28 protein-coding genes and 1 tRNA gene are annotated in these 24366 nt (G+C 66.9%); 18 read left to right on the forward strand and 11 right to left on the reverse strand.

What is annotated here, in order from left to right; genetic code table 11:
* The first annotated feature begins 8 nt into the window (after window positions 1-8).
* The 11 genes from rpsE to LGR64_RS23005 all read left to right on the forward strand — a co-directional run bounded on the left by rpsE (window position 9) and on the right by LGR64_RS23005 (window position 6074).
* On the forward strand, window positions 9-530 hold the full coding sequence (gene rpsE, locus LGR64_RS22955) for a 30S ribosomal protein S5 (protein ID WP_012202971.1): 522 nt from the start codon (window positions 9-11) through the stop codon (window positions 528-530).
* 14 nt (window positions 531-544) lie between these two features.
* On the forward strand, window positions 545-727 hold the full coding sequence (gene rpmD, locus LGR64_RS22960; RefSeq protein ID WP_012202972.1) for a 50S ribosomal protein L30: 183 nt from the start codon (window positions 545-547) through the stop codon (window positions 725-727).
* Between the two features lie 11 nt (window positions 728-738).
* Window positions 739-1170, forward strand: a complete 432-nt coding sequence (rplO, locus tag LGR64_RS22965; RefSeq protein WP_012202973.1) for a 50S ribosomal protein L15 — start codon at window positions 739-741, stop codon at window positions 1168-1170.
* Between the two features lie 24 nt (window positions 1171-1194).
* The gene (gene secY, locus LGR64_RS22970; protein WP_012202974.1) at window positions 1195-2514 is read left to right on the forward strand and encodes a preprotein translocase subunit SecY; all 1320 of its coding nucleotides are present in this window, start codon (window positions 1195-1197) and stop codon (window positions 2512-2514) included.
* Between the two features lie 132 nt (window positions 2515-2646).
* Window positions 2647-2760 (forward strand): 50S ribosomal protein L36, encoded by a 114-nt coding sequence (gene rpmJ, locus LGR64_RS22975; protein ID WP_003050535.1) that lies wholly within the window; start codon window positions 2647-2649, stop codon window positions 2758-2760.
* Window positions 2761-2782: 22 nt separating this feature from the next.
* Complete coding sequence (gene rpsM, locus LGR64_RS22980) at window positions 2783-3148, forward strand: 30S ribosomal protein S13 (protein WP_012202975.1); 366 nt, start codon at window positions 2783-2785, stop codon at window positions 3146-3148.
* Window positions 3149-3166: 18 nt separating this feature from the next.
* Window positions 3167-3571, forward strand: a complete 405-nt coding sequence (gene rpsK / locus LGR64_RS22985; RefSeq protein WP_012202976.1) for a 30S ribosomal protein S11 — start codon at window positions 3167-3169, stop codon at window positions 3569-3571.
* Window positions 3572-3661: 90 nt separating this feature from the next.
* Window positions 3662-4285 (forward strand): 30S ribosomal protein S4, encoded by a 624-nt coding sequence (rpsD, locus tag LGR64_RS22990; protein WP_012202977.1) that lies wholly within the window; start codon window positions 3662-3664, stop codon window positions 4283-4285.
* 112 nt (window positions 4286-4397) lie between these two features.
* Entirely contained in the window at window positions 4398-5396 is a 999-nt protein-coding gene (locus LGR64_RS22995; protein ID WP_012202978.1) for a DNA-directed RNA polymerase subunit alpha, read from the forward strand.
* 187 nt (window positions 5397-5583) lie between these two features.
* Window positions 5584-5976 (forward strand): 50S ribosomal protein L17, encoded by a 393-nt coding sequence (gene rplQ, locus LGR64_RS23000; protein WP_012202979.1) that lies wholly within the window; start codon window positions 5584-5586, stop codon window positions 5974-5976.
* 21 nt (window positions 5977-5997) lie between these two features.
* Window positions 5998-6074: transfer RNA gene (locus LGR64_RS23005), tRNA-Met, on the forward strand.
* A gap of 82 nt (window positions 6075-6156) precedes the next feature.
* On the opposite strand, the gene LGR64_RS23010 is transcribed toward LGR64_RS23005, so the two are convergent.
* Window positions 6157-6474 (reverse strand): hypothetical protein, encoded by a 318-nt coding sequence (locus LGR64_RS23010; protein ID WP_034389957.1) that lies wholly within the window; start codon window positions 6472-6474, stop codon window positions 6157-6159.
* A 294-nt stretch (window positions 6475-6768) separates the two neighbouring features.
* On the opposite strand from LGR64_RS23010, the gene LGR64_RS23015 reads away from it, so the two are divergent.
* Complete coding sequence (locus LGR64_RS23015) at window positions 6769-8274, forward strand: DASS family sodium-coupled anion symporter (RefSeq protein WP_034389959.1); 1506 nt, start codon at window positions 6769-6771, stop codon at window positions 8272-8274.
* A 12-nt stretch (window positions 8275-8286) separates the two neighbouring features.
* Here the strand turns inward: LGR64_RS23015 and LGR64_RS23020 are convergent, their stop codons facing one another.
* Genes LGR64_RS23020 through LGR64_RS23050 form a run of 7 tightly spaced genes read right to left on the reverse strand, consistent with a single transcriptional unit; the run spans window position 8287 to window position 15964 of the window.
* On the reverse strand, window positions 8287-8874 hold the full coding sequence (locus tag LGR64_RS23020; protein ID WP_230357056.1) for an alkylhydroperoxidase domain protein: 588 nt from the start codon (window positions 8872-8874) through the stop codon (window positions 8287-8289).
* Window positions 8871-9566, reverse strand: a complete 696-nt coding sequence (locus LGR64_RS23025) for a CMD domain protein (protein WP_088165881.1) — start codon at window positions 9564-9566, stop codon at window positions 8871-8873. Before LGR64_RS23025 ends, LGR64_RS23020 begins: the two co-directional genes overlap by 4 nt.
* Window positions 9563-10693, reverse strand: coding sequence for a putative FMN-dependent luciferase-like monooxygenase (locus tag LGR64_RS23030; protein ID WP_230357058.1), 1131 nt, complete (start codon window positions 10691-10693; stop codon window positions 9563-9565). Before LGR64_RS23030 ends, LGR64_RS23025 begins: the two co-directional genes overlap by 4 nt.
* The gene (locus tag LGR64_RS23035; RefSeq protein ID WP_230357060.1) at window positions 10674-12365 is read right to left on the reverse strand and encodes a dipeptide ABC transporter ATP-binding protein; all 1692 of its coding nucleotides are present in this window, start codon (window positions 12363-12365) and stop codon (window positions 10674-10676) included. Before LGR64_RS23035 ends, LGR64_RS23030 begins: the two co-directional genes overlap by 20 nt.
* Window positions 12362-13318 (reverse strand): ABC transporter permease, encoded by a 957-nt coding sequence (locus tag LGR64_RS23040; RefSeq protein ID WP_126311193.1) that lies wholly within the window; start codon window positions 13316-13318, stop codon window positions 12362-12364. Before LGR64_RS23040 ends, LGR64_RS23035 begins: the two co-directional genes overlap by 4 nt.
* Window positions 13315-14262 carry an ABC transporter permease gene (locus tag LGR64_RS23045; RefSeq protein WP_230357062.1) on the reverse strand — a complete coding sequence of 316 codons (948 nt, stop codon included), beginning with the start codon at window positions 14260-14262 and terminating at the stop codon, window positions 13315-13317. The genes LGR64_RS23040 and LGR64_RS23045 overlap by 4 nt, the downstream gene beginning before the upstream one ends.
* 28 nt (window positions 14263-14290) lie before the next feature.
* Window positions 14291-15964 (reverse strand): TIGR04028 family ABC transporter substrate-binding protein, encoded by a 1674-nt coding sequence (locus tag LGR64_RS23050; protein ID WP_230357065.1) that lies wholly within the window; start codon window positions 15962-15964, stop codon window positions 14291-14293.
* A 251-nt stretch (window positions 15965-16215) separates the two neighbouring features.
* On the opposite strand from LGR64_RS23050, the gene LGR64_RS23055 reads away from it, so the two are divergent.
* The 3 genes from LGR64_RS23055 to LGR64_RS23065 all read left to right on the forward strand — a co-directional run bounded on the left by LGR64_RS23055 (window position 16216) and on the right by LGR64_RS23065 (window position 19005).
* On the forward strand, window positions 16216-16767 hold the full coding sequence (locus LGR64_RS23055; RefSeq protein ID WP_013804436.1) for an OsmC family protein: 552 nt from the start codon (window positions 16216-16218) through the stop codon (window positions 16765-16767).
* A 25-nt stretch (window positions 16768-16792) separates the two neighbouring features.
* Window positions 16793-17632, forward strand: coding sequence for a VOC family protein (locus LGR64_RS23060; RefSeq protein ID WP_141830672.1), 840 nt, complete (start codon window positions 16793-16795; stop codon window positions 17630-17632).
* A gap of 116 nt (window positions 17633-17748) precedes the next feature.
* Window positions 17749-19005, forward strand: coding sequence for an Hsp70 family protein (locus LGR64_RS23065; protein ID WP_141830670.1), 1257 nt, complete (start codon window positions 17749-17751; stop codon window positions 19003-19005).
* 153 nt (window positions 19006-19158) lie between these two features.
* On the opposite strand, the gene rsmI is transcribed toward LGR64_RS23065, so the two are convergent.
* Window positions 19159-20100 (reverse strand): 16S rRNA (cytidine(1402)-2'-O)-methyltransferase, encoded by a 942-nt coding sequence (gene rsmI, locus LGR64_RS23070; protein ID WP_012202992.1) that lies wholly within the window; start codon window positions 20098-20100, stop codon window positions 19159-19161.
* On the opposite strand from rsmI, the gene LGR64_RS23075 reads away from it, so the two are divergent.
* The 3 genes from LGR64_RS23075 to LGR64_RS23085 all read left to right on the forward strand — a co-directional run bounded on the left by LGR64_RS23075 (window position 20100) and on the right by LGR64_RS23085 (window position 21926).
* The gene (locus LGR64_RS23075; RefSeq protein WP_043820402.1) at window positions 20100-20516 is read left to right on the forward strand and encodes a YraN family protein; all 417 of its coding nucleotides are present in this window, start codon (window positions 20100-20102) and stop codon (window positions 20514-20516) included. The two genes, rsmI and LGR64_RS23075, sit on opposite strands and share 1 nt — an antisense overlap.
* A gap of 73 nt (window positions 20517-20589) precedes the next feature.
* Window positions 20590-21198 carry an SIS domain-containing protein gene (locus tag LGR64_RS23080; RefSeq protein WP_012202994.1) on the forward strand — a complete coding sequence of 203 codons (609 nt, stop codon included), beginning with the start codon at window positions 20590-20592 and terminating at the stop codon, window positions 21196-21198.
* On the forward strand, window positions 21195-21926 hold the full coding sequence (locus tag LGR64_RS23085) for a BON domain-containing protein (protein ID WP_230357067.1): 732 nt from the start codon (window positions 21195-21197) through the stop codon (window positions 21924-21926). Before LGR64_RS23080 ends, LGR64_RS23085 begins: the two co-directional genes overlap by 4 nt.
* Before the next feature lie 199 nt (window positions 21927-22125).
* Here the strand turns inward: LGR64_RS23085 and LGR64_RS23090 are convergent, their stop codons facing one another.
* Both LGR64_RS23090 and LGR64_RS23095 read right to left on the reverse strand, forming a co-directional pair.
* Window positions 22126-23037, reverse strand: a complete 912-nt coding sequence (locus LGR64_RS23090) for an NAD(P)-dependent oxidoreductase (RefSeq protein ID WP_012202996.1) — start codon at window positions 23035-23037, stop codon at window positions 22126-22128.
* Between the two features lie 125 nt (window positions 23038-23162).
* Window positions 23163-24299, reverse strand: a complete 1137-nt coding sequence (locus LGR64_RS23095) for a PilT/PilU family type 4a pilus ATPase (RefSeq protein WP_012202997.1) — start codon at window positions 24297-24299, stop codon at window positions 23163-23165.
* Window positions 24300-24366 lie beyond the last annotated feature (67 nt).

The raw sequence follows: 24366 nt of genomic DNA on the forward strand, positions 1-24366 counted from the left end.
GGATAGAAATGGCAAAGTTTTCTCCCAAGGTGCAAGACGAAGGTCGTGACGACGGTCTGCGCGAAAAAATGATCGCGGTGAACCGCGTCACCAAGGTTGTGAAGGGCGGTCGTATCCTCGGCTTCGCTGCACTGACCGTGGTTGGCGATGGTGATGGCCGCGTTGGCATGGGCAAGGGCAAGTCGAAGGAAGTGCCTGCAGCCGTGCAAAAGGCGATGGAAGAATCCCGTCGCAACATGATCAAGGTGTCTTTGAAGCACGGCACGATCCATCACACCGTGATGGGTCAGCATGGCGCAGCATCCGTGATGCTGAACCCTGCTCCCAAGGGTACCGGCATCATCGCCGGCGGCCCGATGCGCGCCGTTTTCGAAGTGCTGGGCATCACCGACATCGTGGCCAAGAGCCATGGTTCGTCGAATCCCTACAACATGGTCCGCGCGACTTTTGACGCTCTGAAGCACTCCACGACCCCTTCGGAAGTGGCAGCCAAGCGCGGCAAGTCGGTTGAAGACATCTTCACCGCCTGATCGGAGTCAATCACATGACAACGCAACAAACCGTGAAGGTGCAACTGGTGCGCAGCCCCATTGGCACCAAGGAATCGCACCGCGCCACCGTCCGTGGCCTGGGCCTGCGCAAGCTGAACAGCATCAGCGAACTGCAGGACACGCCTGCCGTGCGCGGCATGATCAACAAGATCAGCTACCTGGTCAAAGTTCTCTGAAAGGATTGATGATGGAACTCAATAGCATCAAGCCTGCAGAGGGCTCCAAGCACGCCAAGCGCCGTGTCGGTCGCGGCATCGGCTCCGGCCTGGGCAAGACTGCCGGCCGTGGTCACAAGGGTCAGAAGTCGCGTTCGGGTGGCTACCACAAGGTGGGCTTCGAAGGCGGTCAAATGCCTCTGCAGCGCCGTCTGCCCAAGCGTGGCTTCAAGTCGCATCTGCTGAAGTTCAATGCAGAAGTGACCCTGTCCGCTCTGGAACAGCTGGGCCTGGCCGAAGTCGATCTGGCAGCTCTGAAGCAAGCCGGTCTGGTTGGTGAAATCGCAAAGGTGGTCAAGATCATCAAGAGCGGTGAAATCAGCAAGGCTGTCAAGCTCAACGGCATCGGCGCTACCGCCGGCGCCAAGGCTGCCATCGAAGCTGCCGGTGGCAGCATCGCCTGATTAATGATCTGAAAGAAGACATCCGTGGCTACTAGCGCAGCTCAAATTGCAAAAACCGGAAAATTCGGCGATCTTCGCCGCCGTCTGGTTTTTCTGTTGCTCGCGCTGGTCGTTTACCGGATCGGGGCTCATATCCCCGTGCCGGGCATCGATCCAGCGCAGCTGCAGCAGCTGTTCAATGGCCAGCAGGGCGGCATTCTCAATCTGTTCAACATGTTCTCGGGTGGGGCGCTCTCGCGCTTCACGGTGTTCGCACTGGGGATCATGCCGTACATCTCGGCATCGATCATCATGCAGCTCATGACCTACGTGGTCCCTACATTCGAGCAGCTGAAAAAGGAAGGTGAATCGGGTCGTCGCAAGATCACCCAGTACACCCGCTACGGCACATTGGGCCTGGCGATTTTTCAGTCCCTGGGAATTGCCGTGGCTCTGGAAAGCTCCGCAGGTCTGGTTCTGAGCCCTGGCTTCGGCTTCCGCCTCACGGCGGTGGTCAGCCTGACGGCCGGCACCATGTTCCTGATGTGGCTCGGTGAACAGATCACGGAACGTGGTCTGGGCAACGGCATCTCGATCCTCATCTTTGGAGGTATCGCCGCAGGTCTGCCGAGCTCCATCGGTGGTCTGCTGGAGCTGGTGCGCACCGGTGCCATGAGCATCCTGGCCGCGATCTTCATCGTTCTCGTGGTGGCAGCCGTGACGTACTTCGTCGTGTTTGTCGAGCGGGGACAACGCAAGATCCTGGTGAACTATGCGCGTCGTCAGGTGGGTAACAAGGTGTATGGTGGCCAGTCTTCGCACTTGCCGCTGAAGCTGAACATGGCGGGGGTCATTCCTCCCATCTTCGCTTCCTCGATCATCTTGCTGCCGGCGACCGTTGTGAACTGGTTCAGTGCAGGGGAATCCATGCGCTGGCTGAAGGACATTGCTAGCACGCTGACCCCCGGTCAGCCGATCTATGTGATGCTCTACGCCACTGCCATCATCTTCTTCTGCTTCTTCTACACGGCCCTGGTGTTCAACAGCCGGGAAACCGCCGACAACCTGAAGAAGAGTGGTGCCTTCATCCCCGGGATCCGTCCCGGTGACCAGACGGCCCGCTACATTGACAAGATCCTGGTTCGCCTGACCCTGGCTGGCGCGGTGTACATCACATTCGTGTGCTTGTTGCCCGAGTTCCTGATCCTGAAGTACAACGTTCCGTTCTACTTCGGTGGCACATCACTGCTGATTATTGTGGTGGTGACCATGGACTTCATGGCCCAGGTGCAGAACTACATGATGTCGCAACAGTACGAATCGCTCCTCAAAAAGGCGAACTTCAAAGCGACACTTGGCAATTGAACTAAGTGATGGGCCTGGCCGGCGGTGCCGGCGGGTCCAGTAAGAGTTAGTAGACGCCCACTCGATCTATCCATCGCGGGCATGTTTCCCGGTCGATAGGCCGTAACGGATGTAGAGTTTTAGGAGAATGAAATGAGAGTTTCGGCTTCGGTCAAAAAAATCTGCCGTAACTGCAAGATCATCCGCCGCAAAGGTGTGGTGCGAGTGATCTGCACGGACCAGCGCCACAAGCAGCGCCAGGGTTGATAGGAAAGTTTGAGGACGAATAATGGCACGTATCGCTGGCATTAACATCCCGCCGCATCAGCACGCTGAAATCGGCCTGACCGCTATCTATGGGATCGGTCGCACCACTGCACGCAAGATCTGCGAAGCCGCTGGCATCGCATATTCCAAGAAAATCAAGGAACTGACTGACGGTGATCTGGAAAAGATCCGTGATCAGCTGACTTCCCTGACTCTGGAAGGTGATCTGCGTCGCGAAACAACGATGAACATCAAGCGTTTGATGGACATCGGTTGCTATCGCGGTTTCCGTCATCGTCGTGGCCTGCCCATGCGTGGTCAACGTACCCGCACGAATGCACGTACCCGCAAGGGTCCGCGCAAGGGTGCCGCGGCTTTGAAGAAATAAAGAGATTGAAAGATCACTATGGCTAAGTCTCCCGCAAACAACGCTGCACAGCGCGTTCGCAAGAAAGTCCGTAAGAACATTTCGGACGGCATTGCCCACGTGCACGCTTCGTTCAACAACACGATCATCACCATCACCGACCGCCAAGGCAACGCTCTGTCGTGGGCCTCGTCGGGTGGCCAGGGCTTCAAGGGTTCGCGCAAGTCGACTCCCTTCGCTGCCCAGGTGGCTTCGGAAGTGGCTGGTCGTGCTGCCATCGAACAGGGCATCAAGAACCTGGACGTCGAAATCAAGGGTCCCGGTCCTGGCCGTGAATCCTCGGTTCGCGCCCTGGGCGCCCTGGGCATCCGCATCACTTCCATCGCGGACGTGACGCCGGTTCCCCACAACGGCTGCCGCCCTCAAAAGCGCCGTCGTATCTAAGCTTTTTCACCAAGCCCACCGCCGCCCAGATGTGTAACATCGCGGGCGGCTCCCGTGCTTGTGCACGGCAGATGACACAAAGGAAATCAAGTGGCACGCTATATCGGCCCCAAGGCCAAACTCTCCCGCCGTGAAGGCACTGACCTGTTTCTGAAGAGCGCACGTCGCTCGATCGCCGACAAGTCCAAGTTCGACACCAAGCCCGGCCAGCATGGCCGCACTTCCGGTCAGCGTACTTCCGACTTCGGCCTGCAGCTGCGTGAAAAGCAGAAGGTCAAGCGCATGTACGGCGTGCTGGAAAAGCAATTCCGCCGCTACTTCGAAGCCGCCGACAAGAAGAAGGGCAACACCGGTGCCAATCTGCTGTCGCTGCTGGAGTCGCGTCTGGACAACGTGGTGTACCGCATGGGCTTCGGCTCGACCCGCTCGGAAGCGCGTCAGCTGGTGTCGCACAAGGCCATCACGGTCAACGGCCAATCCGTCAACATCCCTTCCTACATGGTGAAGGTGGGTGACGTGGTCGCCGTGCGTGAAAAGTCCAAGAAGCAGGCCCGCATCGTCGAAGCCCTGCAACTGGCTGGTCAAGTCGGTTTCCCTGCATGGGTGGAAGTGTCTGCCGACAAGGCTGAAGGCACGTTCAAGAAGTCGCCTGACCGCGACGAGTTCGGTGCAGACATCAACGAATCCCTGATCGTTGAGTTGTACTCGCGTTAATTCCGCGCAGCGACATTTCTGTAAAACCGTCCCCCAGCCGCGAGGCATCGCGCTGGGGTGCTTCACCAGCCTTACCGGTGTAACGAGCCGGGGGTATTGAGAGGAAGTCTGCATGCAAACCAATTTGCTGAAGCCCAAGACGATCAATGTCGAGCAGCTTGGCCACAATCGCGCCAAAGTTGTTCTGGAGCCGTTTGAGCGTGGCTACGGCCATACGCTGGGCAACGCCCTGCGCCGTGTCCTGCTCTCGTCCATGGTGGGTTACGCAGCGACGGAAGTGACGATTGCTGGTGTGCTGCACGAGTACTCGTCCATCGACGGTGTCCAGGAAGATGTGGTCAACATCCTGCTGAACCTCAAGGGTGTGGTGTTCAAGCTGCACAACCGCGATGAGGTCACGCTCTCGCTGCGCAAGGATGGCGAAGGCGTCGTGACGGCGCGCGACATCCAGACGCCCCACGACGTGGAAATCATCAACCCTGATCATGTCATCGCCAACCTGTCGCAAGGCGGCAAGCTGGACATGCAGATCAAGGTGGAGAAGGGCCGCGGCTATGTGCCCGGCAACGTGCGCCGCTATGGCGACGAGTCCACGAAGTCGATCGGCCGCATTGTGCTGGACGCTTCGTTCTCGCCCGTCAAGCGCGTGAGCTACGCCGTCGAATCGGCCCGCGTTGAACAACGCACCGACCTCGACAAGCTGGTGGTGGAGATCGAAACCAATGGTGCGATCACTGCCGAGGACGCCGTGCGCGCATCCGCCAAGATCCTGGTGGAACAGCTCGCCGTGTTCGCTCAGCTGGACGGCGGCGATATCGCCAGCGTCTTCGATGCTCCGGCCGGTGGCCGTGGTGCCGCAACCGCCTTTGATCCCATCTTGCTGCGTCCCGTGGACGAGCTGGAGCTCACCGTGCGTTCGGCCAACTGCCTCAAGGCAGAGAACATCTACTACATCGGCGACCTGATCCAGCGTACCGAAAACGAGCTGCTCAAGACCCCCAACCTGGGTCGCAAGTCGCTCAACGAGATCAAGGAAGTCCTGGCTTCCCGCGGTCTGACGCTGGGCATGAAGCTCGAGAACTGGCCGCCTGCTGGCCTGGAAAAGCGCTAAGCACTATAATTGCGGGCTCTCCTTTTTTGGAGAGCCTCAGTGCCTCGGGCAGTACCTGATACGGCTGCACGAATTAATCAACAACTTGCGCAAATTCGGTTGAGGCAAGCTGCAGATCCGGTAACGGGTCCAGGCTTGCATCCTTGTTTGCGCAAGCCCTAATTACATATTTTAGGAATAAAGCACCATGCGTCACGGTCACGGCCTCCGCAAACTCAATCGCACCTCTTCGCACCGCCTGGCGATGCTGAAGAACATGATGAATTCGCTCATCGAGCACGAAGCCATCAAGACCACCGTTCCCAAGGCCAAGGAACTGCGCCGCGTGATCGAGCCCATGATCACCCTGGCCAAGGTCGACACCGTTGCCAACCGCCGCCTGGCATTCGACCGCCTGCGCGACCGCGACAGCGTGACCAAGCTCTTCAACGAGCTGGGCCCCCGCTTCGCAAAGCGTCCTGGTGGCTACACCCGTATCCTGAAGATGGGCTTCCGCGTGGGCGACAACGCCCCCATGGCCTTCGTGGAACTGGTCGAGCGCGCTGAAGAAGGCGCCGCCGAAGCCAAGGCAGCTGAATAATCTGCTATAATTTTGGAATACCGCGCGATGGAGCAGTCTGGTAGCTCGTTGGGCTCATAACCCAAAGGTCGGAGGTTCAAATCCTTCTCGCGCAACCAAATTGAAAAGGGCTACGACAACTGTCGTAGCCCTTTTTTCATGCCCTCGCGCCAGGGCAAAGGCCAGGCGGACAGCCCGGCATCAGCCGCCCAGCTGGTTGCCGATGCGCTGGCCCAGCCGCAGGCGCACGCGGTGGGCGATTTCCTGGGCGACCTCGGGGCTGAGCACTTCGCTGATGTGCAGCAGCTCGGTGTAGTGCATGTACAAGAGGCCGCGCAGGGTCTTGAAAGCGGCCTCGTGGTCGCCGCCGCAGACGCTGGCGTCATCGGCCAGCACGCGCTCCACCACGCCGGCCTGCAGCAGCGGGATCTTGCAGATGACGGCGTGGCGGGCGATCTCCAGGTCGATCTCCTGGAGCCGGCATTCCCATTCCTCGGGCAAGAATCGGTTGGCTGGCATGTCGGCTTTTCTCCTTTTTTCACTGCATGGGTACACCGGGGCGAAAGGCACCCGGTCTGGGGATGCTGTCATGTGAGCGGGGCTCGGTGGCCTGGGTCGCCAGGTTTACTGGCCCGGCCTTGATGCCTGTCAAACTTCGGTGGCGCAGGCGCCCGCTGGAAGCCGGGCTCATGCTGCACTGCATCATGATGTCAGTCATGCGGCGCGGCCGCCAGTGCCCGTGCAGGCTGGTGGGCTTTTGCTCCCGGCAGGCCATGCTCTCTCGGCGCCGCTCCGGCAACGCAAAGGATCCACATGCTCGAGAAGATCGCCTCGCTGTTCCGCTATTTCAAGGCGGCCGTGCCGTTCCGGCTGGTGCCGGCACTGATTGCCACCGCCGTGCTGTTCGGCCTGCTGCTGATGCCCGTGCCCGAGGGGCTGACGCCCAAGGGCTGGCAGCTGGTCGCCATTTTCCTGACCACCATCGTGGCCATCATCCTCAAGGTCATGCCCATTGGCGTGATGGCCTTGATGGCCATCGTCATCGTCTCGCTGTCCCAGGTCACCTCCGGCTCGTCCAAGGGTGCCATCACCGATGCGCTGAGCAGCTTTTCCAGCCCGCTGATCTGGCTGATCGTGGTGGCCATCCTGATCTCGCGCGGCCTCAAGAAGACGGGGCTGGGCAGCCGCATCGGCCTGATGTTCATCGCCCTGCTGGGCAAGCGCACCATCGGCATCGGCTACGGCCTGGCGATCTGCGAGCTGGTGCTGGCACCGTTCACGCCCAGCAACACGGCGCGCGGCGGCGGCATCGTGCACCCGATCATGAAGTCCATCGCCAATGCCTTCGAGTCGGACCCGGCCAAGGGCACGCAAGGCAAGGTGGGCACCTACCTGGCCCTGGTCAACTACCACGCCAATCCCATCACCTCGGCCATGTTCCTGACCGCCACCGCGCCCAACCCGCTGGTGGTGGATTTCGTGGCCAAGGCCACGGGCCAGGCCCTGCACCTGAGCTGGACCACCTGGGCGCTGTACATGCTGCTGCCGGGCCTGCTGTGCCTGCTGCTGATGCCGCTGGTGATCTACCTGCTGTCGCCGCCCGAGCTCAAGGCCACGCCCAATGCCGTGGAGTATGCGCGCAGCGAGATGGCGCGCATGGGGCCGCTGTCGGGCAAGGAGCGCGTGATGCTGGGCACCTTCGGCCTGATGCTGCTGCTGTGGGCCAACGTGCCGCAGATGCTGTTCGGCCCGGCCTTCGTGCTGGACCCCACCGTGGTCGCCTTCCTGGGCCTGTTCGTGCTGATCATCACGGGCACCATCGACTGGGATGACGTGCTGTCCGAGAAAAGCGCATGGGACACGCTGGTCTGGTTCGGCGCCCTGGTCATGCTGGCCGAGCAGCTCAACAAGCTCGGCGTGGTGTCCTGGTTTGCCGTGGGCATGAAGAACGCCATCGTCGCCAGCGGCCTGGACTGGCTGCCGGTGGCGGCCATCCTGGTGGGCGTGTTCGTGTTCTCGCACTACCTGTTCGCCAGCACCACGGCCCACATCAGCGCGATGATGCTGGCCTTCCTGACCGTGGGTGCGCAGCTGATTCCGGCCGACTATGTCGTGCCCTTCATGCTGATGATGACGGCCGGCTCGGCCATCATGATGACGCTCACGCACTACGCCACCGGCACTTCGCCCATCATCTTCGGCAGCGGCTACGTCACGCTGGGCAACTGGTGGCGCGTGGGTGCGGCCATGTGCGTGATCGAGCTGCTGATCTTTGCCGTGGTCGGCAGTGTCTGGTGGAAGCTGCTGGGCCTGTGGTGAGGGCGGGCGCCCTCAAGCCGTGGTCCGTGGCTCGCCCAGCGACAGCATGAGCCGGTTGGCCCAGTTGAAGAAGGCCGTGCCGTGCAGCACATCGGAGATGGCGGCATCGTCCAGGCCTGCGGTGCGCAGCGCATCGATGTGGGCGGGCTCCAGCGCAGGCGGCGTCTGGGTCAGCGCCACGGCCGCCGTGACGATGGCATTCCAGCGCGGCCCCAGGTCCGTGCCCGGGCCTTCGTCGAGCAGGCGCTGCACGTCGCCGCCCCTGCGCGAGAAGTGCGTGGCAAAGCGCGCATGGACCGAGGCGCAGTAGATGCAGCCATTGGCGCGTGAGGTGGCCGCAGCGGCCAGCTCGCGCTCGGCGCGCGGCAGGCCGGCGTCGGGGTTGTAGAAGATGTCCTTGTCGGTGCGCGTGCGCGCGCCCAGCGTGTCGGGGTCGCGCGCCAGCAGGCGGAAGTAGGGCGACTGCGCGCGTGAGGCATCGACCAGGCCTGCATGGTGGCGTTCGGTCAGCTCGCTTTCGTCCAGCGGTTCGATCCATGGCAGCCAGTCGAGCTGTTCCTGGGTGAAGACCTGGGGAGCGGCGGAGTTCGTTGAGTTCATGGCTGGGCTTGCAGGGTGGTGGGTTGATGGGCTGCCGGGGGCGCGGGGCGTGCAGCCAGCACGCGCAACCCCGCCACCACGCGGATCTGGAAGGACAGGAAGGACGCCAGCTGGGACAGGATGACGATGTCCGTCTCGCTCCAGCCCGCCTGTTGCAGCGCCTGCAGGGCCCCGGCGCTGGCGTCGCGCGGGTGGTAGGCCAGCAGGTGGGCATGGGCCAGCGCCGCGGCCAGGCGCGGGCCCAGCAGTGCGGCGTGGGCCGGGTCCACGGCATAGGCGGGGCCGGGCTGGTCCTCGCGGCTCAGCGGGCCTGCCGGGTAGCTGCCGTAGGGGCCGTGCGGGCCGCTGCCGGCCTGCAGGCTCTGGGCGCGGCCACGCACCACTTCGGACGCCACCACGGCGGCCAGTTCGGCATCCTCGGTGGCCAGCGCGCGTGTATAGAAGACGGCGCTGCGCGGCTCGCCATGCAGTCCGGCCGTGAAGGCGGCCAGGGCCAGCCGCTCGCGCAGCGAGACCGTGCCGGGCACGGGCTCGGCGGGCGTGAACAGGGCTGCAAAGCTTTGCTGGGCCTGCGTGCGTGCCTCGGTGCGGTGGCGGCGCACGCGGTCCAGGGCGCTGCCGGGGGTGATGTCGGCGAGGTGGTCGATCACGTCGCCGGGAAAGCGGGGCGTTGCGGTGGTGTTCATGGTCATGCGGCTTGCAGCAGTCCGGCCCGAACTGCGGGGAGGGAAGAGGGCGCTGGGGTGGACGTGGATGTGGACTCATCGGCACGGCGCCAGCCCAGGGCTGGGGCCACATGGGCGGCCGTCAGTTCGATGGAGCGCAGGATGGCGGCGTGCGGCGGGTCGATGGAATGCACCTGGAAGACGATGTCGCTCACGCGCGCCAGCGCCGTGTCGGCGCGCAGCGAGGCGATGACCTCGTCGGGCGTGCCCACATGCACGTCGTAGGCGGCGATGAGATCGGCCAGCGGCGCCTGCGGATCGACGCGGGCCGCCCACTGCGAGGGCTGGGCGGCATGGCGCAGGGCCACGCGGCGCAGGCCGGCCTCGGCCCAGCGCAGTGCCTCGTCGCGGCGGTCGGCCACGAACAGCGTGCGCGAGCCCAGGATGCGCGGCGCCCGCCCTGCGGGCAGGCGGGCGAGGTAGGCGTCGATGATGGGGTTCTGGATCTCGGACAGCGTGGCCTGCGGCGCGCCTTCGGGCCGTGGCTGGGTGCGCGACAGCATCAGGCCGTCGCCGTTGGCACCGGCCCGCGCGCCGCCCTCGGCCGAGAACGTGGCCTGCCAGACGCGCTCCAGCAGCTGCGGCGCGGCCGGGTACAGGCGCACGCCGCCGGCCAGCGCGCGCCCGGCCCAGGCGTCCTGCAGCACGCCGAAGTTGCGTGCGAAGACGGCGCCGCGCTCGGCGCCCTGCACGCCAAAGGCCTCGAAGGATTCGGCCGTGCCGCCCGTGCCCAGGCCCACCTCCAGGCGGCCGCCGGTCAGCAGGTCCAGCACGGCCGCGTCCTCGGCCACGCGCAGCGCGTTTTCCAGCGGCAGCGTGATCACGCCCGTGCCGATGCGGATGCGCCGCGTGCGCGCCGCCACATGGGCCAGAAAGACGAAGGGCGAGGGCAGGCCGCCCTCGCTTTCATGGAAATGGTGCTGGGCCACCCAGGCCGAGTCGAAGCCCTGGGCCTCGGCATGGGCGATCTGCTCGGCCACCAGGCAGTAGCGCTCGCCGGCCGGCGCATCGTCGAGCAGGCGGCTGAAGAAGCCCAGGCGCGGGCCGCTGCGGTGGGCGGCGCCAGCGTGTGTATCAGGCGGTATGAGGGACAAAATCAATGCTCCTTTTGCCGGGAATGGCGTCCATGAGTTCTCGTGTGTAGTCGCTGGTGGGGCGCTGGAACACTTCCTCCACGCTGCCCGCGTCCACCACCCGGCCCGCGCGCAGCACCGACACCGTGTCGGCGATCTGGCGCACCACGGCAAGGTCGTGCGAGATGAAGAGATAGGTCAGCCCCAGGTCCTGCTGCAGCTGGGCGAGCAGGGCGAGGATCTGCGCCTGCACGGTCACGTCCAGGGCCGATACGGCCTCGTCCAGCACCAGCACCTGCGGCTGCAGCACCAGGGCGCGCGCAATCGCCACGCGCTGGCGCTGGCCGCCCGACAGCGCATGCGGGCGCCGCGGCAGCACGGCGGCCGGCAGGCCCACGCGCTCCAGCATGTCGTGCACGCGCCGGCGGCGCTCACTGGCCGGCAGCGGGTCGAAGTTCAGCAGGGGCTCCTCGATGATGTCGAACACGCTCTGGCGCGGGTCCAGCGAACTGAACGGGTTCTGGTAGACCAGCTGCACGCGGCGGCGCAGCTGGCGCAGGGCCTCGCCGCGCAGGCCCGTGACCTCGGTGCCTTCGATGCGGATGCGGCCCGCCGTGGGCCGGCCCAGGCCCACGATGGCGCGGATGGTGGTGGTCTTGCCCGAGCCCGACTCGCCCACGATGGCATGCGTGCTGCCCCGGCGCACGCGCAGCGACACGCCGTCCACGGCACGGAAGATGCCGCGCCCGTGGGCCGAGGCATGGCCGGGCGCCGCGAACTCGTGCACCAGGTCCTCGACCTCGATGGCCCAGTCATCGGCCGTGGCGGGCCTGGGCGTGCGGCGCGGCGCGGGCGCCAGCGAAGGCGCATCGGCCAGCAGCCGCCGCGTATAGGCGCTTTGCGGATTGCGCAGCAGCTCCAGCGTGGGGCCCTGCTCCTGGATGCGGCCGCCCTGCATGACGACCAGGCGGTGCGAACGGTCGGCCGCCACGCCCAGGTCATGCGTGACCAGCAGCACGGCCGTGCCGGTCTCGCGGCGCAGCGCGTCGATCAGGTCCAGGATGCGCCGCTGCACGGTCACGTCCAGCGCGCTGGTGGGCTCATCGGCAATGATGAGGGCGGGCCGCAGCGCGATGGCGATGGCGATCAGCACGCGCTGGCGCATGCCGCCCGACAGCTCGTGCGGATACTGGCGTGCGCGCAGCGCGGGCTGGGACAGCCCCACGCGGGCCAGCAGCTCCAGCACGCGCGCCTCCACGGCCGTGCGGTCGCGCAGGCCGTGGATGCGCAGGATCTCGCCCACCTGGTCGCCCACCGTGCGCACGGGATTCAGCGACATGGTGGGGTCCTGCGGCACCAGGCTGACCACGCGGCCGCGGATGGCGTTCCAGCGTGCGGCCGGCCAGCCCGAGACCTCGGTGCCCTGCAGGCGGATGCTGCCGTGCTCGCGGTGGCCGTTGTCGGCCAAAAGGCCGATCACGGCCTGGGCCGTGGTGGTCTTGCCCGAGCCCGATTCGCCGACCAGGGCCACCACCTCGCCCGGCGCCACGGAAAACGACACGCCGTGCACCACACGCTGCGCCTGGCCTGCGGCATCGCGGTAGGCCACGGCCAGATCCTGCACTTCGAGCACGGGGGCGGTGGTTGCCACCGCTGGTGCGGCGTGGATGCGTTCCTCGATGGCGGCGCTCATGCAGGCCTCCGTGCGAAGGCCGTGGCGATGCGGTTGGCCGCCAGCACCACGGCCACCACGATCAGGCCCGGCGCCGTGGTCAGCCACCAGGCGGTGGCGATGTAGTTGCGGCCTTCGGCGATCAGCAGCCCCCATTCGGGCGTGGGCGGCGGCGCGCCGTAGCCCAGAAAACCCAGCGTGGAAATCGCAAGGATCGCCGAGCCGAACTGCAGCGCCGCCATGGCGATGACCGACGTCAGCGAGTTGGGCAGCACATGGCGCCACAGCACGGCGGCAAAGCGCCCGCCGCTGCCAAAGGCGGCCTCCACATAGTCGGAACGGCGCACGCGCACCACCTCCGAGCGAACCAGGCGCGCGAAGCTGGCCACCGAGACCACGCCCACGGCAATGGCCGCGTTGATGGTGCCAAAGCCCAGCACGATGATGATGGTCAGCGACAGCAGCAGCGAAGGCACGGCCAGCAGCACATCGACCAGGCGCATCAGCGCATCTTCCGTGCGCCCGCCCGTGGCCCCGGCCAGCAGGCCGATCAGCGTGCCCACGGCCAAGCCCACGCCCACGGCCACGAAGGCGCCCGACAGCGAATGCACGGCGCCATGCACCACGCGCGCCCACAGGTCGCGCCCCAGCGCGTCCGTGCCCAGCCAGTGCGCGGCGCTGGGCGCCAGCAACTGCTGGCCGGCCTGGCCCGCGATCGGGTTCTGGTGGGCAAACCAGCCGGGCGCCAGCGCCCACAGCGCGGCCACGGCAATCACCAGCCAGGCCAGGGCCAGCGTGGGCGGCAGGCGTTTCAGGGATTGCAGGCGGGCCGGCAAGGCGAAGCTGCGGCGCGGGGCAGCTGGCGCAGGGGCCAGGGACGACGCTGGCAGCGCCGTGGGAATGGGAGTAGGAGTGGCGGGCGCGGCCTGGGCATCCAGGGCCGGGGAAAGAGCGCTTGAGACGGCAGTGTTCATGGCCGGTTCTCCACGGAATGGCGCAGGCGCGGATCAAGCAGCGGGTACAGCAGATCCACGGCGAGGTTGATGAGTACGAAGGCGGCGGCCGAGACGACCACCACGGCCTGGAGCACGGCTGTGTCCTGGTTGCCCACGGCCTGCTGGGTCAGCGTGCCCAGGCCGTTGAGGCCGAACACGGCCTCCGTCACCACGGCGCCGGCCAGCAGCTCGCCGAACAGCACGCCGGCAATGGTCAGCGTGGGCAGCAGGGCATTGCGTGCCACATGGCGCAGCAGCACCCAGCGGCGCGAGGCGCCCTTGGCCCGTGCCACGGCCGCGAAGGGCTGGGCCAGCACGGCGTCGATATTGCGCAGCAGCACCTGGGCCAGCGGCGCCGAGATCGGTACGGCCAGGGTCAGCGTGGGCAGCACCAGTCCTTCCCAGGGGCCGGGATTGATCACGGCGATCCAGCCCAGGCGGAACGACACCACTTGGATCAGCATGATCCCCAGCCAGAACACGGGCACCGAGACAAAGACCGAAGGCAGCGAATACAGCGCGTTGCGCAGCCAGGCAAAGGGCGCCAGGCTGGCAGCCGCCGCCAGCGCCACGGCCAGCAGCGCGGCTGCGGCAAAGCCCAGGGCCGCGAGTTTGAGCGTGGGCGGCAGGCTGGTGGCCAGGCCCTGGCTCACCGGCACGCCGGCCTGCAGCGAATAGCCGAAATGGCCCGTGAGGAACTGGCCCAGCGTGTGCAGGTACTGCTGCCACACGGGCTGGTCCGAGCCGTAGGCGGCGCGGATGTCGGCGATCTCCTGTGGGCCCAGGCCCAGCTCGGGGTTCAGGAACTTGATCAGCACGGCGTCGCCCGGCAGCAGCTGCAGCAGGATGAACGAGACCGTGAAGGCCGCCCACAGCACCAGGGCGGCCTGGGCGATGCGGCTGAGCAGATAGCGGCGCGGCATGGGAGTGGTTCCTCAGTGAGCGATCCGGTCAGCGCCTAGCCAGCCAGGTGCTGTAGAAGCTGGGCCGGCCCACGGCCTCGAAGCCCACGTCACGCACCCAGCCTGCGCCCGCAAAGGCCTGGGGTTCCTCGAAGATGGGGATCACATAGGCCTGGTCGATCAGGTAGTTCTGCACCTCGCCGGCCAGCGCCAGGCGCCTGGCGGCATCGGTCTCTGCCGCGATGGCGTCGAACAGGCCGTTGAGCTTGGTGTCCTCGAAGGACTTGACCTTCTGGCTCACGCCGCCCTTTTGCAGCAGCACGTTGCGGTTGGTCGGGTAGTAGTTGCTCTTGATCACGTCGGGATCGGCGCGGCCCACCATGCCGGGCAGCACGCCGGTCTTGTCGGGGTCCAGCGTGTCCACCGCGCGGCTGCCCGCATCGCCCGACAGCACGTTGAGCTTGACGCCGATGCGCGCCCACTGCTGGGCCACGAGCTGCAGCGTCTCCTTGTTCTGCGGCTGGGGCAGGGACTCGTAGGTGGACAGCACGAAATCGCGGCCGTCCTTCTGGCGCAGGCCGTTGGCGCCCAGCGTCCAGCCGGCCTCGTCCAGCAGCTGTTTCGCCTTGGCCTCGTCATAGGCCAGCTTGGCCGACAGGTCCACGAAGCCGGCCGCCGTGGAGGCAATCACCGAGCGCGCCTGCGGATAGCGCGGCGAGAACAGCGTCTCCACGATCTCCTTGGCATTGGTGCCGTGCAGCAGGGCCTGGCGCACCTTGAGATCGGCCACCAGGGCGTTGTCCGGGCGGATGGCCACGCTGTTGTTCACGCCGCGTGTGGGCGGTGCGTAGATGCTGAACTTCTGGTCCTCGACGCGCTTTTCGTCATAGGCCTGGATCTGGCGGATCAGCCCGGCCTGCCCGGCCAGCAGCGCGCCGATGCGCACGCTGTCCTCGGGCGTGACGATGAACTTCACCTCGTCCAGCCGCGCGCGGCCCTGGTGGGCCAGCTTGGCGGGACCCCAGGCGTAGTCCTTGCGCACCTTGAGCACCAGCTCCTTGCCCAGCGTCTCGCTGGCCACCACGAAGGGGCCGGAGCCGATGATGCGCGTGGCGTCGCCCAGCTCCTCGAAGGGGCGGTCCAGCGTGGCCGGCGAGACCAGGCCCGAGCCGATCACCGAAGTGCCCTGCAGAAAGCCCGGCGAAGGCTTTCTGAAGAAGAACTTCACCGTCAGCGGGTCGACCACCTCGCTGCGCTCGTAGTTGTTGATCACCTCGGACACCGGCTGCTTGAGCGCCTTGTTGCCCAGGCCATAGGTGTCGAAGTTGCGCGCCACGGCCGCCGCGTCCAGCGGCGTGCCGTCGGAGAAGGTGACGCCGGGCCGCAGCTTGAAGCTGTACTCGGTGGCGTCGGCATTCACGGTCCAGGATTCGGCGATCCAGGGCTGGATCTCCAGCGTCTTCGGGTCCTGGTAGGTCAGCTTGTCGGTGATCTGGTTGAGCACGCCGCCGTTGGGATAGAAGCCCCCGGCCGGCGGATAGAGGTTGGTGTGGGCCTGCTGCTCCAGGTAGACCAGGGTGCCGCCTTCCACGGGTCCAGCAGCCGCGCCCGCCTGGGCCGTATCGGCCTGCTTGGAGCACGCCGCCAGCAGCAGGCTGCTGCCCGCCAATACCGCTATCGCGGCCTTCCATGCCACCTGACCCGCCTTCGATTGGGAAAACACGTTCGTACCTCGCCGCCGCTGGGGCGCTGAAAAACAAGACTGCCGGCCACAGGACCGGCTCCATGTTTTTCATGCTATCGATGCCAAATATTTGCGCTCATATATCGAGTTGCATCGTTATTTGGAAAACGACTAAGGGATTGGGCCCCTGCATATCTGCCCAGTGCATAAGCGCAGACGGATTCGTTTGTTTGCCGCGCATGCGGCGGTCCCAACAATGGGCTGGTACTTCCTTCACCGAAAGCCCGTCCATGAGCCATCTCAACGAATACCTCGCCGAAAAGCGCGCCGCCGTGCTCGCCCGCAGCGCCGCCGTCGCGGCCGGCACGGCCCAGCCCGCCCACCTCAAGGCCCATGTGCGCGCCGAGGGCCGCAGCGGCGTGCGCCGCCTGCGCATCCGCGAGCACCAGGTCATCAGCGACAGCCCGCCCGACTTCGCGGGCTACAACCTCGGCCCCAGCTCGCCCGAGCTGCAGCTGGGCGTGCTGGGCACCTGCGTGACCCACATCTTTCTGATCCAGGCGGCCGAGCGCCAGGTGCCCGTGGAGAGCCTGGAGGTCGAGGTCACGGGCATCATCGATCCGCGCGGCGGCAAGCCCGGCCACGAGGCCACGCCCATCTGGCCGCATGAGATCGGCTACACCGTGCACATCGACTCGCCCGCCAGCCGCGCCGAGATCGATGCGCTGTTCGAGGCCGTGGAGCGCACCTGCCCCATCCTCAACCTGCTGCGCAATCCGCAGAACATCCGCGCCGAAGTGCGCCACACCGACTCCAGCGCCGCCGCGCGCCTGGCAGCCTGAACACCGTGCGGAAAGCACCCCTGCCATGACCCTGCCACTCGACCACATCGTCATCGCGGTCCAGGACCTGGAACGCACCATTGCCGACTACACCGCGCTGGGCTTCAACGTGCTGCGCGGCGGCGAGCATCCGGGCCGCTCCACGCACAACGCCCTGGTGGTGTTTGCCGACGGCGCCTATTTCGAACTCATCGCCTGGCGAGCGCCCGCGCCCGAGGAGCGCTGGTGGCAGCAGCTGCAGCGCCATGGCGAGGGCATTGTCGATTTCGCGCTGCTGCCGTCGGAGACCGGCGCCGTGGTCGCCGCCGCCCAGGCGCGCGGCCTGGACTACGAGGCGCCCTACGAAGGCGGCCGCCTGCGCCCCGACGGCGCGCAGCTGCGCTGGCGCAATGCACGCGCCCGCAGCCAGGACCTGCCCTTTCTCTGCGGCGACCTCACGCCGCGCGCCCTGCGCGTGCCCGAAGGAGAGGCGCGCGTGCACCCCAACGGCGCCACCGGCGTGGCCCGGCTGTACGTGGCCGTGCATGACCTGCGCGCCAGCCTGGCACGCTGGCGCGCGCTGCTGGGCGAGGGCGCCGACATTGGCGAGGCCCAGCTGTCGGACGACGGCAGCGCCTACCGCGCATCGCTGAGGCTGGGCGCCACTGCGCTGGGCGCCACCGCGCTGGTGCTGGCTGCGCCCGCCCAGGGCGTTGCCACGGGCGCCCTGGGCCACCGTCTGGCCACGCGCGGTGAAGGCCCTTATGCCATCGAGCTGCAGGTACGCCAGCCCGCGTCTGCGCTGGCGCTGGACGAGACCGCCACGCATGGCGCGCGCATCGTGCTGGCCCAGGTTTCCCCGGCCAGGGAAACCGCCGCCGCCTAGGCGAAATGCGTGGGCGCTAGAATGGCGCCCCGCTGACACCCATGCCCACCCCGGTGGGCGTTTTCGTTGCAGCCGCGGCCTCCCTTGAGGGGCGCCGCGGCGCGGCGCTGCTTGCCATGACGACTGCTTCCACTCCTGCCACGCTGGGCATAGATTTCGGTACCTCCAACTCCGCCATGGCCTGGCGCGCCCCCGGCCAGACCGCACGCCTGCTTCCGCTGGAGGGCGATGCCTGCGGCATGCCCACGGCGCTGTTCTTCCATACGGACGAGCACAGCACCCATTTCGGGCGCGACGCCATGGCCCAGTACCTGGACGGCGAGCCGGGCCGGCTCATGCGCTCCCTCAAAAGCCTGCTGGGCAGTGCGCTGCTGCAGGAAAAGACAGCGGTGCACGACCAGTTCGTGAGCTACCAGGACATCATCGGCCTGTTCCTGCGCCGCGTGGCCGACCGGGCGCGTGCCTCGCTGGACGGCCGCCTGCCCGAGCGCGTGGTGCTGGGCCGGCCCGTGCATTTCGTGGACGACCACCCCGAGCGCGACCGCCAGGCGCAGCAGGCCCTGGCCGATGCCGCGCGCGCCGCAGGCCTGGGCGATGTGGATTTCCAGATGGAGCCCATTGCCGCAGCGCTGGACTACGAGCAGCGCCTCACGCAGGAATCCGTGGTGCTGGTGGTGGACATCGGCGGCGGTACCTCCGACTTCACCGTCGTGCGCCTGGGTCCCGAGCAGGCCGGCCGCAGCGACCGCCGCGACGACATCCTGGCCACCAGCGGCGTGCACATCGGCGGCACGGACTTCGACCACCGGCTCAACCTGGCCCAGCTCATGCCGCTGCTGGGCTACCGGCACATCGGCCCCAGCGGCCGCGAAGTGCCCAGCCGCGTGTTCTTCGATCTCTCGACCTGGCACCTGATCCAGTGGCTGTACTCGCCCAAGGCCCTGGCCGAGGCGCGCAACCTGCGCACCGACTACAGCGACCAGCGCCTGCACAAGCGCCTGATGGAAGTGCTGGAACTGCGCGAAGGCCACCGCCTGGCCGCCGTGGTGGAGCAGGCCAAGATCGAGGCCTCCACGCGCCATGCAGAAGCGGCCATCGAGCTGGGCTGGCTGGAATCGGGCCTGTCCGCCGCCATCTCGCCCGAGGTGCTGCACGAGCAGCTGCAAGGCCCGCTGCAACAGGTCGTGGCCTGCGCCCAGGACTGCCTGCGCCTGGCCGGCGTGGCGCCCCAGGCGCTGGACGCCATCTACCTCACGGGCGGCTCATCGGCCCTGCGCACGCTGCGCGATGCGCTGCGCGAGGCCTTCCCCGGCGTGCCGCAGGTCGAAGGCGACCTGTTCGGTGGCGTGGCCACAGGTCTGGCGTATGCATAAGTCCCCCTGAGCGGCTGCGCCGCTTCCCGTTGCACGGCGCCCCCTCTCGCTACGCGGGGGGACGACACCATCGCTGCGGGGCGGCGCGGCCGGCGTAGGCCCTTGCTCGGTGTCCCTGAGGGTGAAGGCCACTGTGGTGCTGCCGCCTTGGGCTTAATCCTCTATCGGGTCCTCCTCGGCGGCCTGCTTGATCGCCAGCGCGGCGTCATAGAGGCGGTTGCGCGGTGCGCCCGTGATCTCGGCGGCCAGGCGCACGGCGGTCTTGGTGGGCAGCTCGGCCAGCAGCAGGCGCAGCACGCGCAGGGCGTCGGCGTCGGCCTCATCGCCACCCAGGGCCACCGGGTGCAGCACCACGGCGAATTCGCCCTTGCTGCGCTGGGGTACGGCCTGCAGCCAGGCAGGCAGCGCGCTGGCGGGCATGGTGGCAATGTCCTCGAACTGCTTGGTGATCTCGCGTGCCAGCGTCACCGGGCGCTCGCCCAGCGTGGCCAGTGCGGCGGCCAGGTCGGCAATGCGGTGGGGCGCCTCCAGCAGCACGGTGCAGCGCGGCTGCAGGGCCAGTTGCTGCACGGCAGCCAGGCGCTCGGCCGACTTGGTGGGCAGAAAGCCTGCGAAGACGAAACCTCCCTCGCCCTGCGAAGGCGTGACCGCGCCGGCCACGCTGATGGCGGCCGTGATGCTGCTGGCGCCGGGCAGCGGAATGCAGCGCAGGCCCGCGGCCTGCACGGCTGCGCACAGGCGTGCGCCGGGGTCGCTGACGCCGGGCGTGCCCGCATCGCTGACATAGGCGATGCGCTGGCCCTGCTGCAGCCGCGCCACGATCTGCTGGGCCGCCTCGGCCTCGTTGTGCTGGTGCACGGCCAGCAGCTGGCTGCCGGGCCGGTCCAGTCCATAGGAGCGCAGCAGGCCCTGCGTGTGGCGCGTGTCCTCGCAGGCCACGCAGTCCACCAGCTGCAGCACATGCAGGGCGCGCAGGCTGATGTCGGCCAGGTTGCCGATGGGAGTGGCCACCACGTAGAGGGCGCCCTGCGGATAATGCTGGGATGCCGCAGCATCCTTGGCTGCGCCCAGCGCGGTGGCGAAAGAGGTAGTCAATGGGTTTCCTTGCGAAAAAGCCGGCAGGCGCGGGGCCGTCTGCCCTCACGACCCGGCATCGGGGCCAGCAGGCCGAGGATGCGGCGCTGGCCCATCTGCAGGCGGCCGGCCTGCGTCTGGTCGAGCGCAATTATCGGACGCCGGGCCGCGGCGGCGGCGAGATCGACCTCATCGTGCAGGCGCGCGACGGCACCGTGGTCTTCGTCGAGGTGCGCAGCCGCGGCACGCGCGCCTTCGGCGGTGCTGGCGCCAGCATCGGTGCCACCAAGCAGCGGCGCATCGTATTTGCGGCGCGCCACTACCTGATGCGCTGGTCCGCGCCGCCGCCGTGCCGCTTCGACGTGGTGCTGGTCGAGCCCGGCGCCGGGCCCTCTGTGCAGTGGCTCCAGGCCGCCTTTGACGCCGAAGGCGCCTGATCCGTTACCGCTGCAGCACAAATAACGCCTGGCTACGAAAGACTTCAAGGGCGGCAGTTATCATCGGGCCTCCATGCTTGAGCAACGTATCCAACAGCATTTCATCGACAGCGCCGACCTGAAATACCAGGCCGCCCAGGCGCTGAGCCAGCCCATTGCGGCGGCAGTGCAGGCCATGCTGGCCTGCGTGACCAGTGGCGGCAAGGTTCTGGCCTGCGGCGCGGGCGCCTCTGCCAGCGATGCCCAACTCTTCGCCGCCCTGTGCGTGGCCGGCTTCGAACGCGACCGGCCCGAGCTGGCTGCCGTGGCCCTGGTCTCCGACGGCGGCCTGCTGGGCACCGTGGGCGCCACGGGCTCGGGCGGCAACGCCACCCAGTACCTGGCGCGCCAGATACGCGCCCTGGGCCAGCCCGGCGACCTGCTGCTGGTGCTGTCCGCCACGGGCAACGACGTGGCCGTGCTGGAGGCGCTGGATGCCGCCCATGAGCGCGACATGATGGCCGTGGTGCTGACCGGCCGCACGGGCGGCTCCCTGGCCGGCCGCGTGCGCGAGACCGATGTTCTGATCTGCGTGCCGCACGACCGTGCGGCGCGCGTGCGCGAAACCCATACGCTGGTGCTGCACTGCCTGTGCGACGGCGTGGATGCCCAGTTACTTGGTGAACAGGAGATGCCTCTATGAAGTTCCGTTGGTCCCGCGCCGCCTGCGGTGTGCTCGCCGTCGCGTCCCTGGGCGCCGCCCTGTCGGGCTGCGTCGCCCTGGTGGGCGGCAGCGCCGTGATGGCCGGCATGTCGGTGGCGGACCGCCGCACCACCGGCACCCAGGTGGAAGACCAGGGCATCGAGCTGCGCGCCAACAACCGCATCGCCGAAGTGCTGGGCGACAAGGCCCATGTCAACGTCACCAGCTACAACCGCCAGGTGCTGCTGACCGGCGAGGCCGGCAATGAGGCTGACCGCCAGACCATCGAGAAGCTCGTGCGCGAGCAGCCGACGGTGCGCAATGTCTTCAACGAAGTGGTGGTGGCTCCCTTCACCTCCACGCTGAGCCAGCGCTCCAAGGACACGCTGATCACCACCCAGGTCAAGGCCAGTCTGCTGGACGCCAAGGACATCCAGGCCTCGGCCTTCAAGGTCGTGACCGAGAACAAGGTCGTCTTCCTGATGGGCATCGTCACCCCGCGCGAAGCCAAGCGCGGCGCCGAGATCGCACGCGGCATCAACGACGTGACCAAGGTCGTGCGCGTGGTGGAAGTCATCTCCGAGGACGAACTGGCCCGCATGCAGCCCCAGCCCGCCCCCGTGGTCACCGACGACTCCGGCAAGGCCACCGCAGCCAGCGCTCCCACCAGCCTCTCGGAAAGCAGCCTGTCCACCCCCGCAGGCGCCACCGCCACCCCGGTGAAGTGATCACCGCCGCCTGAAAGCAAAAGCCGGAACATGTTCCGGCTTTTTGTTTTGGGCATAGGAAGATCTCGTTCCTCAGGGCATAGCACTTGAATCTGGCAGGGCCTAAAGCCAGGGACACCAAGCAAGGGCCGCCCCGCAGCGATGGTGTCGTCCCCCTCCCTTGCGAAGCAAGTAGAGAGGGGGAAGCGGCGTAAGCCGCTCAGGGGGTGAGCCTCTTAATGAGGCTCGATGTATCCCAGCGCCTGCCGCCCATCTGCTGCACATCGGCATAGAACTGGTCCACCAGGGCCGTGACGGGCAAACGGGCGCCATTGCGCTGGGCTTCGGCCAGCACCAGGCCCAGGTCCTTGCGCATCCAGTCCACGGCAAAGCCGAAGTCGAACTTGCCTTCGGCCATGGTGCGGCCACGGTTGTCCATCTGCCAGCTCTGGGCGGCGCCCTTGCCGATGACATCGAGCACGCTGGGAATGTCCAGCCCCGCGCGCTGGCCGAAGGCGATGGCCTCGGACAGGCCCTGGACCAGGCCCGCGATGCAGATCTGGTTGACCATCTTGGTGAGCTGGCCGGCGCCGCTGTCGCCCATCAGCGTGCAGGCGCGCGAGAAGGCCATGGCCACGGGCTGCATGGTGGCGAAGGCGGCCTCGTCGCCGCCGCACATCACGGTGAGCTGGCCGTTCTGGGCGCCGGCCTGGCCGCCCGAGACGGGGGCGTCGATGAACTGAAGGCCCAGCTCCAGCCCGGCCGCATGCAGCTCGCGCGCGACTTCGGCCGATGCCGTCGTGTGGTCGGCGAAGATGGCGCCGCGGCGCATGCCCGCAAAGGCGCCGTCCGGCCCCAGCACGACCGAGCGCAGGTCATCGTCATTGCCCACGCAGCTGAACACGATGTCGGCGCCGGCCACGGCCTCGCGCGGCGTGGCCGCATGGCCGCCGTTGAACTCCTCGCACCAGGCGCGGGCCTTGGCCGGCGTGCGGTTGTAGACCGTGACGCGGTGGCCCGCCGTGGCCAGGTGGCCGGCCATGGGGTAGCCCATGACGCCCAGCCCGAGGAAGGCCACGGAAAGAGGGGCGGTGTCCGCATAGCTGCGGGCGGCGATGGAGGAGTCGGACATGGAAGCAATCCTGAGAGGTGGTGGGAGGCGGGTGGCGCAGGGCCGCGTCCGGCGCGGCCCTGGAAGGAGCCGGCATGCCGGCTCAGCGCACTGAAGGCGCGGTCAGGGCGTGCATGGCACGCCCCTCAGACGATGGCGAAATGCTCGGTGCCCGCCGCCAGGTCCAGCGACTTGGCGCGCTGGCTGCCCAGCTTGATCTGCAGCCGCAGGTCGTTGACCGAGTCGGCATTGCGCAGTGCATCCTCGTAGGTGACCAGGTTGGACTCGAACAGGTCGAACAGCGCCTGGTCGAAGGTCTGCATGCCCAGGTTGCGGCTTTTCTTCATGATCTCCTTGATCTCGGTGACCTCGCCCTTGAAGATCAGGTCGGAGATCAGCGGCGAGTTGAGCATCACCTCGATGGCGGCCACGCGGCCCTTGCTGTCCTGCTTGGGCAGCAGGCGCTGGGAGACCATGGCGCGCAGGTTCAGCGACAGGTCCATCAACAGCTGCGGGCGGCGGTCCTCGGGGAAGAAGTTGACGATGCGGTCCAGCGCCTGGTTGGCGCTGTTGGCGTGCAGCGTGGCCAGGCACAGGTGGCCGGTTTCCGAGAAGGCGATGGCGTGCTCCATGGTCTCGCGGTCGCGGATTTCGCCCATCAGGATCACGTCCGGCGCCTGGCGCAGGGAGTTCTTGAGCGCCGCGTCCCAGCTGTCCGTGTCCAGGCCCACTTCGCGCTGCGTGACCACGCAGTTCTTGTGCGGGTGCACGAATTCGATGGGGTCCTCGATGGTCACGATGTGGCCGTAGGAGCTCTCGTTGCGCCAGTCAACCATGGCGGCCAGCGTGGTGGATTTGCCCGAGCCCGTGGCGCCGACCAGGATGCACAGGCCGCGCTTGGTCATGGCCACCTCCTTGAGCACCTGGGGCACGCCCAGGCTGTCGATGGTGGGCAGGGCCAGCGGAATCGTCCGCATCACCATGCCCACGCGGCCTTGCTGGATGAAGGCGTTGACGCGAAAGCGCCCTATGCCCGGCGGCGAGATGGCGAAGTTGCACTCCTTGGTGCGCTCGAAATCGGCGATCTGCTTGTCGCTCATGACCGAGCGCGCCAGCGTCAGCGTGTGCACGGGCGACAGCGGCTGCGGCGACACCTTGGTGATGCGCCCGTCGATCTTGATCGCCGGCGGGAATTCCGCCGTGATGAACAAGTCGCTGCCGTTGCGGCTGACCATGAGCTTGAGCAGGTCGTTGATGAACTTGGTGGCCTGATCTCTTTCCATTGCCGTATTCCCCCGGGCATTGCGCGCCGTTGTGGCGCACAGGTTGTTTTGTTATTTGCAGGTAGGC

The sequence above is a fragment of the Delftia sp. Lp-1 genome (assembly GCF_020523835.1).
Taxonomy (GTDB): Bacteria; Pseudomonadota; Gammaproteobacteria; order Burkholderiales; family Burkholderiaceae_C; genus Comamonas; species Comamonas acidovorans.

Coding starts and splice junctions, on each gene's coding strand:
- rpsK (WP_012202976.1), top strand. CDS start 3,167: ATGGCTAAGTCTCCCGCAAACAACGCTGCACAGCGCGTTCGCAAGAAA.
- LGR64_RS23095 (WP_012202997.1), bottom strand. CDS start 24,299: ATGGAAAGAGATCAGGCCACCAAGTTCATCAACGACCTGCTCAAGCTC.
- LGR64_RS23045 (WP_230357062.1), bottom strand. CDS start 14,262: ATGCCGCGCCGCTATCTGCTCAGCCGCATCGCCCAGGCCGCCCTGGTG.
- LGR64_RS23065 (WP_141830670.1), top strand. CDS start 17,749: ATGACGACTGCTTCCACTCCTGCCACGCTGGGCATAGATTTCGGTACC.
- LGR64_RS23015 (WP_034389959.1), top strand. CDS start 6,769: ATGCTCGAGAAGATCGCCTCGCTGTTCCGCTATTTCAAGGCGGCCGTG.
- LGR64_RS23010 (WP_034389957.1), bottom strand. CDS start 6,474: ATGCCAGCCAACCGATTCTTGCCCGAGGAATGGGAATGCCGGCTCCAG.
- rpsE (WP_012202971.1), top strand. CDS start 9: ATGGCAAAGTTTTCTCCCAAGGTGCAAGACGAAGGTCGTGACGACGGT.
- rplO (WP_012202973.1), top strand. CDS start 739: ATGGAACTCAATAGCATCAAGCCTGCAGAGGGCTCCAAGCACGCCAAG.
- LGR64_RS23060 (WP_141830672.1), top strand. CDS start 16,793: ATGACCCTGCCACTCGACCACATCGTCATCGCGGTCCAGGACCTGGAA.
- LGR64_RS22995 (WP_012202978.1), top strand. CDS start 4,398: ATGCAAACCAATTTGCTGAAGCCCAAGACGATCAATGTCGAGCAGCTT.
- LGR64_RS23090 (WP_012202996.1), bottom strand. CDS start 23,037: ATGTCCGACTCCTCCATCGCCGCCCGCAGCTATGCGGACACCGCCCCT.
- LGR64_RS23035 (WP_230357060.1), bottom strand. CDS start 12,365: ATGAGCGCCGCCATCGAGGAACGCATCCACGCCGCACCAGCGGTGGCA.
- LGR64_RS23025 (WP_088165881.1), bottom strand. CDS start 9,566: ATGACCATGAACACCACCGCAACGCCCCGCTTTCCCGGCGACGTGATC.
- LGR64_RS23085 (WP_230357067.1), top strand. CDS start 21,195: ATGAAGTTCCGTTGGTCCCGCGCCGCCTGCGGTGTGCTCGCCGTCGCG.
- LGR64_RS23040 (WP_126311193.1), bottom strand. CDS start 13,318: ATGAACACTGCCGTCTCAAGCGCTCTTTCCCCGGCCCTGGATGCCCAG.
- LGR64_RS23055 (WP_013804436.1), top strand. CDS start 16,216: ATGAGCCATCTCAACGAATACCTCGCCGAAAAGCGCGCCGCCGTGCTC.
- LGR64_RS23080 (WP_012202994.1), top strand. CDS start 20,590: ATGCTTGAGCAACGTATCCAACAGCATTTCATCGACAGCGCCGACCTG.
- rplQ (WP_012202979.1), top strand. CDS start 5,584: ATGCGTCACGGTCACGGCCTCCGCAAACTCAATCGCACCTCTTCGCAC.
- LGR64_RS23020 (WP_230357056.1), bottom strand. CDS start 8,874: ATGAACTCAACGAACTCCGCCGCTCCCCAGGTCTTCACCCAGGAACAG.
- LGR64_RS23075 (WP_043820402.1), top strand. CDS start 20,100: ATGGGTTTCCTTGCGAAAAAGCCGGCAGGCGCGGGGCCGTCTGCCCTC.
- rpmJ (WP_003050535.1), top strand. CDS start 2,647: ATGAGAGTTTCGGCTTCGGTCAAAAAAATCTGCCGTAACTGCAAGATC.
- rpsM (WP_012202975.1), top strand. CDS start 2,783: ATGGCACGTATCGCTGGCATTAACATCCCGCCGCATCAGCACGCTGAA.
- rpmD (WP_012202972.1), top strand. CDS start 545: ATGACAACGCAACAAACCGTGAAGGTGCAACTGGTGCGCAGCCCCATT.